The organism is Thalassolituus sp. UBA2590 (assembly GCF_002339775.1).
Lineage (GTDB): Bacteria > Pseudomonadota > Gammaproteobacteria > Pseudomonadales > Oceanobacteraceae > Thalassolituus.
In genome coordinates, this window is sequence record NZ_DDKU01000119.1 from 1 (window position 1) to 7023 (window position 7023).

General features: G+C 52.0%; 9 protein-coding genes. 3 read left to right on the top strand and 6 right to left on the bottom strand.

What is annotated here, in order from left to right; all coding sequences use genetic code 11:
* Window positions 1-307: PilZ domain-containing protein (locus B2067_RS10530; protein WP_301388416.1), on the bottom strand; the 307-nt coding region annotated here is incomplete at its 3' end.
* The gene (locus B2067_RS10535; RefSeq protein ID WP_273087668.1) at window positions 304-1098 is read right to left on the bottom strand and encodes a glucosaminidase domain-containing protein; all 795 of its coding nucleotides are present in this window, start codon (window positions 1096-1098) and stop codon (window positions 304-306) included. The genes B2067_RS10530 and B2067_RS10535, both read right to left, overlap by 4 nt.
* 335 nt (window positions 1099-1433) lie before the next feature.
* On the opposite strand from B2067_RS10535, the gene B2067_RS10540 reads away from it, so the two are divergent.
* Entirely contained in the window at window positions 1434-2372 is a 939-nt protein-coding gene (locus B2067_RS10540) for a GGDEF domain-containing response regulator (RefSeq protein ID WP_301388418.1), read from the top strand.
* 35 nt (window positions 2373-2407) lie between these two features.
* On the opposite strand, the gene B2067_RS10545 is transcribed toward B2067_RS10540, so the two are convergent.
* Window positions 2408-3163, bottom strand: coding sequence for a GNAT family N-acetyltransferase (locus B2067_RS10545; protein WP_076514050.1), 756 nt, complete (start codon window positions 3161-3163; stop codon window positions 2408-2410).
* Between the two features lie 132 nt (window positions 3164-3295).
* Here B2067_RS10545 and B2067_RS10550 point away from each other — a divergent pair, with 132 nt between their 5' ends.
* Window positions 3296-3859, top strand: coding sequence for a hypothetical protein (locus tag B2067_RS10550; protein WP_139325713.1), 564 nt, complete (start codon window positions 3296-3298; stop codon window positions 3857-3859).
* 63 nt (window positions 3860-3922) lie between these two features.
* On the opposite strand, the gene hemN is transcribed toward B2067_RS10550, so the two are convergent.
* A complete protein-coding gene (hemN, locus tag B2067_RS10555; protein WP_076514055.1) occupies window positions 3923-5299 on the bottom strand; it encodes an oxygen-independent coproporphyrinogen III oxidase in 1377 nt (458 codons plus the stop codon).
* A gap of 366 nt (window positions 5300-5665) precedes the next feature.
* Here hemN and B2067_RS10560 point away from each other — a divergent pair, with 366 nt between their 5' ends.
* Window positions 5666-6328: a TetR/AcrR family transcriptional regulator gene (locus B2067_RS10560; RefSeq protein WP_068439212.1), complete on the top strand. Its 663-nt coding sequence runs from the start codon at window positions 5666-5668 to the stop codon at window positions 6326-6328.
* Between the two features lie 31 nt (window positions 6329-6359).
* Here the strand turns inward: B2067_RS10560 and B2067_RS10565 are convergent, their stop codons facing one another.
* Window positions 6360-6656: an EscU/YscU/HrcU family type III secretion system export apparatus switch protein gene (locus tag B2067_RS10565; protein ID WP_068443640.1), complete on the bottom strand. Its 297-nt coding sequence runs from the start codon at window positions 6654-6656 to the stop codon at window positions 6360-6362.
* Window positions 6653-7023 (bottom strand): flagellar hook-length control protein FliK (locus B2067_RS10570; protein ID WP_301388420.1); only part of this gene is annotated, 371 nt, incomplete at its 5' end. The genes B2067_RS10565 and B2067_RS10570, both read right to left, overlap by 4 nt.

Genomic DNA, 7023 nt, shown 5'->3' on the forward strand with positions numbered 1-7023 from the left:
GGTACCCCAGTAATCTCAAGGTGATATCGCCGTCGTGCCTTAAAAGCCGCTCTTTATGGAAGCGGAGGCTGTAACGGCTGCCCTGTGTCCCGGGTTCTGCGCGAACGATCTGAGCCGGGATATTCTTTAATTCATGTTCTGCAGCGGAAATCGTCAGGTTGACCCGGGCGCCGATGGGCATTTGTCCCTGGCTGATGACGGTCATGCCGTCGGTAGAAAGCCAGGTTACGGTGCCTGAGATACTGCGTCGCTTCAGAGGAAGCCAGTGATGACGTATGAGCGTGACCTCGATATGTGACTCTGTCATGAATCAGAGGTTTCCGGCTGATCGTACTTTCCCAGTTTGTTGAATCTGATCATGCTGCGCACTTCATCTATATATTCATGGCCTCGCTCGGAATAACTTTCGAGCCCACCGGCGACCACAGTGCCGCTGGCAAAGCCTTTGTTTTTCATTGCTTCTGAGCGGATACGGCGTAATTCGCGGTACGCGTCATGGCGGTTAATGTTCAACATGTAGCTGCGTACGCTGGCGTAGGGGCTCTTGAAAGAGGCTACCTCGTGGAATGCGTCGCCAGCTCGCTGCTCAGGCACAATACCGCAGCCCTTGCTGAAGCACCACTGACCAAACAGATTGTTACCTTTCACTGCAAACCTTGAGGTTCCCCAGGCTGATTCGTTGGCCGCCTGTGCCATGGCCAGGCTTGGCGGAACCGGAGCTACACGCACTAACAGGCGTTCTACCAGCTTGCTGGTTTCTTTCACGTCTTCGAGCCGGTACTTTGAGGCCAGCGTTTGAAGAAACTCGTTCGCGTCGTCATCCAGCTCGTCGTACTTCCCATACTCCTTGATAGCGAGCAAGGCCGAACGCTCGGCCATGATCTCCCTATTTGCCTCATCGGCCAGGCGTTCGATAAAGGAGAAAAAGGCCTGTTTCTTCTCTTTGACATTGGTGTAGGAGGAAAAGTCCGGGAGTTTCTCTTTGCTGATCGTTTTATCAACGGTGAAGTCTGTCGCGACGTCCAGTTGATTACTGCAACCGGAAAAGAGAAAAGCCGCCATTGCGAGGCCAGACAGGCAGATCGTACGTACGAACATAGGGAGAAACTCCTGTTGAAAACATGAACTTAGTTTATCAGGTTCCTCTACAGGGGTTGAAGATGCCGGTAACAATGGCTTTTTGCCAGCCATAGGGATTGCTTGAAATAGGACAAATCGGGTAAGGGTTGACAATAAACTGACGAAAAAAAGCGCTTAACTTTTAATTAAACTGACGTCCAGTAATTAATCGTTAAATTTTATTAACAAGCCGCAAGAATACGATATGCTGGCCGATAATATTCAAGGCAGGTTTGAGAGTCATCAGCGCAGACAGTGAACGGTTTTGCGACTCAGGCCAGCCCAACTTGGACAACGGTCGGGGCACCGGATTTATGGCAACAGAACCCATTATTTTGATTGCAGACGAAACTTTGTCTGTGCAGGCTCAGCTTGGTGAAGCGCTGGGTAAGCAAGTATCGCTGGTAAGCGCGATGAATCAGGAGCAACTGGATTACTGGATCGATCAACCAGACCGCAAGCCAGACCTGTTAGTTGTAGATCAGAATTTTACCGGACAGCAATTGTCGCGTTTCTGCCATTACTGGAAGCAGGACCCTGAAACCCGTCAGATCGGTCTGATTGTGATGGGCCCTGATGATGACAATGTGGAAATTTCTTCACTGGGTGCAGGTGCCGATGCGTATCTGCGTAAGCCGCTTAATTCTCAACTGTGTCGTATCCGGATTGATCAGCTGCTGGCAACGCGCAAAGAAATGCAGCGACTGGAATCATTGTCTGTTACTGATGGCCTGACCGGTATCGCAAACCGTCGCTATTTCGATGATTTTCTGAAAGCTGAATGGCTGAGAGCGAAGCGTGAGGGCGGCAATATTGGCCTGATCATGGTGGATATCGATCATTTCAAAGCGTTCAACGACCACTATGGTCACCTTGAGGGCGATCACTGTCTGCAGAAAGTAGCAGCGACGCTGAAAGAGCAGGTGCAGCGCCCGCGGGATCTGGTCGCCCGTTTTGGCGGTGAAGAATTCGCTGTGGTTCTGCCATCCATTCATTTTGACGGCATGAAGGTCGTTGCGGACCGAATCCGGTCGTCGCTGACCGAAGCAGCAATGCCTCACGAAGCGTCAGATACGAGCGACATCCTAACGGTAAGTATGGGATTAGCCTGGGCGGAGCCGTCTTCGTCAGACAGTATGGATGCGTTAATTGAGGCGGCAGATGAAGCCTTGTATGCCGCTAAAGCGGGTGGACGGAATCGTTACAGCGAAACGGTTGATCTCGCCTCTATCCGGTCGTTAATGACCAATTGAAAGACAGGGGGCAATTAGCCCCACTGTCTGATTCTTCAGCCGCGCAGAATGCGGCTGAGGAAGCGGTAGTTCATATCTTCCCGGCGCAGCAGAATCATAGCGTCGGCGACTCCGAAGTCTGCATCCAGGTACGGTTCACCACAGATTTTTACGCCAATTCTCAGGTAGGCCTTCAGCAATGACGGCACCAGAGACTTCCCGTCGAGTTCGGTGCTGGTCGCAGGTACCGGAATTTTTGGCACAGCGCGCAGGTTATCAGGGGTCATATGTTTTTCACGCAGATGATCCATGATGGCGTTGGCCTGCTCGAAACCACCAGATACAGGAATTGAACAACACCCCATCAGATAGTCGATGCGATTGACTTCCATGTACTCGGCGAGGAATCCCCAGAGGTAGCCAATGGCGGCCCCGGTGCGGAAATCGGGATCAACACAGGTACGACCGATTTCCATGTACGTCTTGCCCGGCTTCAGGACTTGACTCAGATCAAACTCGGTAGACGAATAGAAGCCGCCGGCGCGTGCTGCCAGGTCATTGGTCAGGATACGGCTGTAGGCCACAATGGTATCCGTCTCGTTGTCCTTTACGATCAGGTGCATGCAGATGTCATCGAAGCGATCTTTATCGATGCCCATGTCTGCGCCCTGAACGTCTGCACCCATGTCTTCGGCAAAAACACGGTATCGCAGCTCAAGCGCCTGACGAATCTCACGCGGATCTGAAGTAATGCGTGCCACCATGCCGGTTGCTGGTTCAGTGGCTCTCAGTTGGGCATTAGACTGTGCCATGTGTTTTCCTGTTTCTTTTTTCACGCCGGAATTTATAACAGTTCTGTGACAAACGGATGACATTTCCGTGCAGAACCTTACCTCTCGTGTGGCCTGTCAGAAAGCGGCTATCCTAAGTGCATGGAGGTAATTATGAAACCTTTGTTACAGATATTTTTATTGTTTTTCTGTGCGTCTTCACACGCCGTCCCTTATATCAGTCCGGAAGCAGCGATTGAGGTGCTCAATCGTGATTATGCAGGTGAAACTTTATACTGGAAACCAGCGTCCCTGCCATTGACTCTATCGCAGTCAGATCGCAGCGCTGAGGCCAGTCAGCTGGCTGAACTCTTTGAGATGGCGTTGATTGGGCGGGAGAGGCGCATATCCACCGAAGAGATAGAAAAGGGGCGCAAGCGTGTGGTCGTTGGCTGGCGTTACTACTGGTTAGATGACGCAGGTGCTGGGGTGTCATACGGTACACGGCGTATAAAGTCGCTGGTGACGATGACGGATCCGATCGAGCGTGATGCTCGCTGGTTTGTTGAAGTAAATATCCGGTGGTTTGTCGACGGTCTGGCAGGCTGGATCAGCGAGCCGGTCTTCAGGCGTGCAAGACCTCTCAGGCGCGCTATGGAGTCCGAAGAAAAGCCCTTTGAAGCGACCCTTTACCTTGAGTACGTCGATCACCACTGGCGTTTGTGGCAGCCAGAGTAGGTCTGGTGCCACATCGCTCGATACATCGTTCGATACATAGCTCTGGCAGGGCGATAAAGCGATTCAGATGGCCTTAGAAAACCGCCGAGTTTCGTTCTCATCCCGGTATGCATCAAACGCCATACATACCTGACGGACCATCAGGCGTCCGGCATTGGTAACACTGATGGCTTCACTCGTAACCGTCACCAGTCCATCCTTTTCCATTTCACGCAATTGTTCTGTCGAGCGACTCAGATAGGAGCGGCTGTCGATGGCAAAGAGTGTATTCAGATCATCGAACTTAACCGTCAGATGACAGAGCAGGCTCATAATGACTGTCTTTCTGATCAGGTCGTCTGTGGTTGATGAAACTTGCCGCATCGTTGGAAGCAGCCCCTTGTTGAGTTGCTCGCCCCAGTTGCCCAGGTCCGTCTGGTTCTGGAAAAAAGAAGAGCCAATCTGACTGATGGAAGACACGCCGAAGCCGATCAGGTCACAGTTACCATGAGTGGTGTAGCCCTGGAAATTACGGTGTAGCTTGCCTTTCTGTTGAGCAATGGCCAGCTCATCGTCCGGTAGGGCGAAGTGGTCCATACCTATGTATTGATAGCCCGCTTGATCGAGCCTGGTGATGGCCGTACCGAAGATGGCCAGCTTCTCAGGCGCATCCGGGAGGTCCTCTGAGTTAATGCGACGCTGAGGCATAAAACGCTCTGGCAGGTGAGCGTAATTAAAGATGGAGAGTCTGTCCGGGCGCATATCGATGATGCGCTCCAGTGTCTCGGCAAAGGTTGATCGGGTCTGGTGAGGTAAACCATAGATAAGATCAATATTAATAGACCTGAACCCCAGCGCCCGCGCGTCTCGCATCACAGCCTCAATCATTTCCTCTGGCTGAACACGGTTCACAGCAATCTGCACACGCTCGTTCAGATCCTGAACACCAAAGCTGACGCGGTTAAAGCCTAGGTCCCGTAGGGTCTTCAGGGTGTCAGGGCCCAGCTCTCGAGGGTCAATTTCAATCGAGAAATCTGAACTCTCGTTATCCTGAAGGCTGAACCTCTGACGAACGTATGTCATCAGTTGTCGCAACTGATCATCACTCAGGTACGTTGGCGTGCCGCCCCCCAGGTGCAGTTGCTCAACCGGACGTGAGCGGTCAACCAATGCCGCTTTCAGATCGATTTCACGGTAAAGCTCTGCCAGGTAGGCTTCTGCGCGGTCTCTGTGTTTTGTCACTATTTTGTTGCAGCCGCAGTAGTAACAGACGTGACGGCAGAAAGGGATGTGAAAGTAGAGCGATAGTGGTTTATCAGAGTCAGCAGCCAGCGCGGAGCGCTCACAGGCATCAGATGTCGCCGGTGTAAATTCCACCGCTGTAGGATAAGAGGTGTATCTCGGCCCGGCGCGGTTATAACGCTGGATCATCAGTGGGTCCCAGGTAAGGTGTTGCGACATGTGCTGGCCTGTTTTTTGAATATTTGAATAAGTATTGAAGAAGTAAGTGACGATGAATTAGCAGAAGAATACGCTTGCGATCAGCCGGGCATCTTGTCCTGAATCAAATCACGGGTAGATTCAAACGTCTCTTAGTCGGTTACTGATGGATGCTGCCAACAGCCTGATGAGGAATTTGGCGGGTTTGGTCTGGTGCTGGACAGGATAGTCCCTTAAAGTGTGGGGGATTGTTGAGGTTAGGCCTCTAATGGCCTTGATTTTATCAATGATTGATCGTTTTATAGTCGCTTTCCTGACTATGTACATGAAGTGCAGCGAAAAATTCTAATAAACATGCGTACATGATTGGAGCATTTGGGGTCAGCTATGCCTAAAAAGCCGTTTACACCGGAAGAAATTGCCGCGCAGCGCGAACGAATTATGGACAGCGCGTCGCACGTGATGGCTGAGGTTGGCTTTCATCATCTGTCGATGCGAAAACTGGCATCTCAACTCGGGATGACAGCAAGCAACATCTATAACTACTTCCCTAACAAAGAATCTCTGTTCGTTTTCACCCGTCGCCGCGGTTTTGAAATGGCGTTTCAGGATATTAACGAGCAGATGAGTCAGCATCTTGACCCGCGTTCGGCACTCTATAACTTTGCCGGGCACCTGATTCAGTTTGCGCAGCGCTCACCGGGCTACTATCAGCTGATGTTCCAGCCACCCAAAATGACGCTGACAGACCCGGAAGTTGTCGATCGTGACGTGCTACTCCAGGTGGATCGTCTGGCCGAAGAATGGCAGTCGCATCTGTTAACTATGCTGGCGGACGCGGTTCCGGCGATCTCTGCTGCCTCAGAGGCACGACAGAAACAACTGGCGCTGTTTTTCGTTTCGTCCCTGCATGGACTCATTGATACTTATTACTACAAAGCCCTGCCTAAACTGCTCTCAGGCGTTGATCTGATTCCTGATGACGTTGTCGAAACACACATCGGTTGGTTGCTGGCTTCCCTCGAACATCAGGCCGAGAGCATTCACTGAGGTGGCTCAGTGCTTCGGTAACAGATCGGGTTTACTTGCTGCCTTTCGGTTGACCAGGAAGGCGGCCTTCTAAGCGATAAACGAAGGCCAGGATCTCAGCGATCACCTGATAGAGCTGTTCAGGAATTTCTTCCCCGACCTCAAGTTGCCCCAGCCAGGTGGCCAGTTCTGCATTCTCATACACCGGGACTTCGTGCGCGATGGCGACGGAAATGATAGCTTGTGCAAGATCATATTCACCGCTGGCACTGACGTGAGGGGCGTGTTCGCCATCGTAGGCCAGAGCAATGGCTTCGGTTGCGTTCAGCAGGTGCTCAGGAATCGTCATGTGTGAATATCCACCAGTGAATGTCTAATAACTGGCTGCTCGCCGGGTAATTTCCGCCCATGGCGCGCTCGCAGCTCGCCCACGTCTGCTCCGAGTAAGGTCAGGGTTTCTCGCAGTGGTCGCAATGCCTGTTGAATTTCCGACAAGGTATCTGAGGTTTCTGACCAGAAGGTCGCAGATACCGCCGGGGGACATAAGTCCAGTTCGATATCCAGCGGGCCGAGCGTTTCCAGATCAAAGTGCAGGGTGAGTTGCCAGCGCGACTGTTTCTTCTGGCCATCCTCAGGTGCGCCTTGATCGTCATCTCGTTTAAGGCATAGCAGGTCCTGCTTGATCGTGTCGTTGTCCCGCCACATCAGGGGGACCT

Bases quoted from the DNA above. Each gene is read 5' to 3' on its own strand.
- hemN (WP_076514055.1), bottom strand. From the start codon at position 5,299: ATGTCGCAACACCTTACCTGGGACCCACTGATGATCCAGCGTTATAAC.
- B2067_RS10535 (WP_273087668.1), bottom strand. From the start codon at position 1,098: ATGTTCGTACGTACGATCTGCCTGTCTGGCCTCGCAATGGCGGCTTTT.
- B2067_RS10565 (WP_068443640.1), bottom strand. From the start codon at position 6,656: ATGACGATTCCTGAGCACCTGCTGAACGCAACCGAAGCCATTGCTCTG.
- B2067_RS10560 (WP_068439212.1), top strand. From the start codon at position 5,666: ATGCCTAAAAAGCCGTTTACACCGGAAGAAATTGCCGCGCAGCGCGAA.
- B2067_RS10550 (WP_139325713.1), top strand. From the start codon at position 3,296: ATGAAACCTTTGTTACAGATATTTTTATTGTTTTTCTGTGCGTCTTCA.
- B2067_RS10540 (WP_301388418.1), top strand. From the start codon at position 1,434: ATGGCAACAGAACCCATTATTTTGATTGCAGACGAAACTTTGTCTGTG.
- B2067_RS10545 (WP_076514050.1), bottom strand. From the start codon at position 3,163: ATGGCACAGTCTAATGCCCAACTGAGAGCCACTGAACCAGCAACCGGC.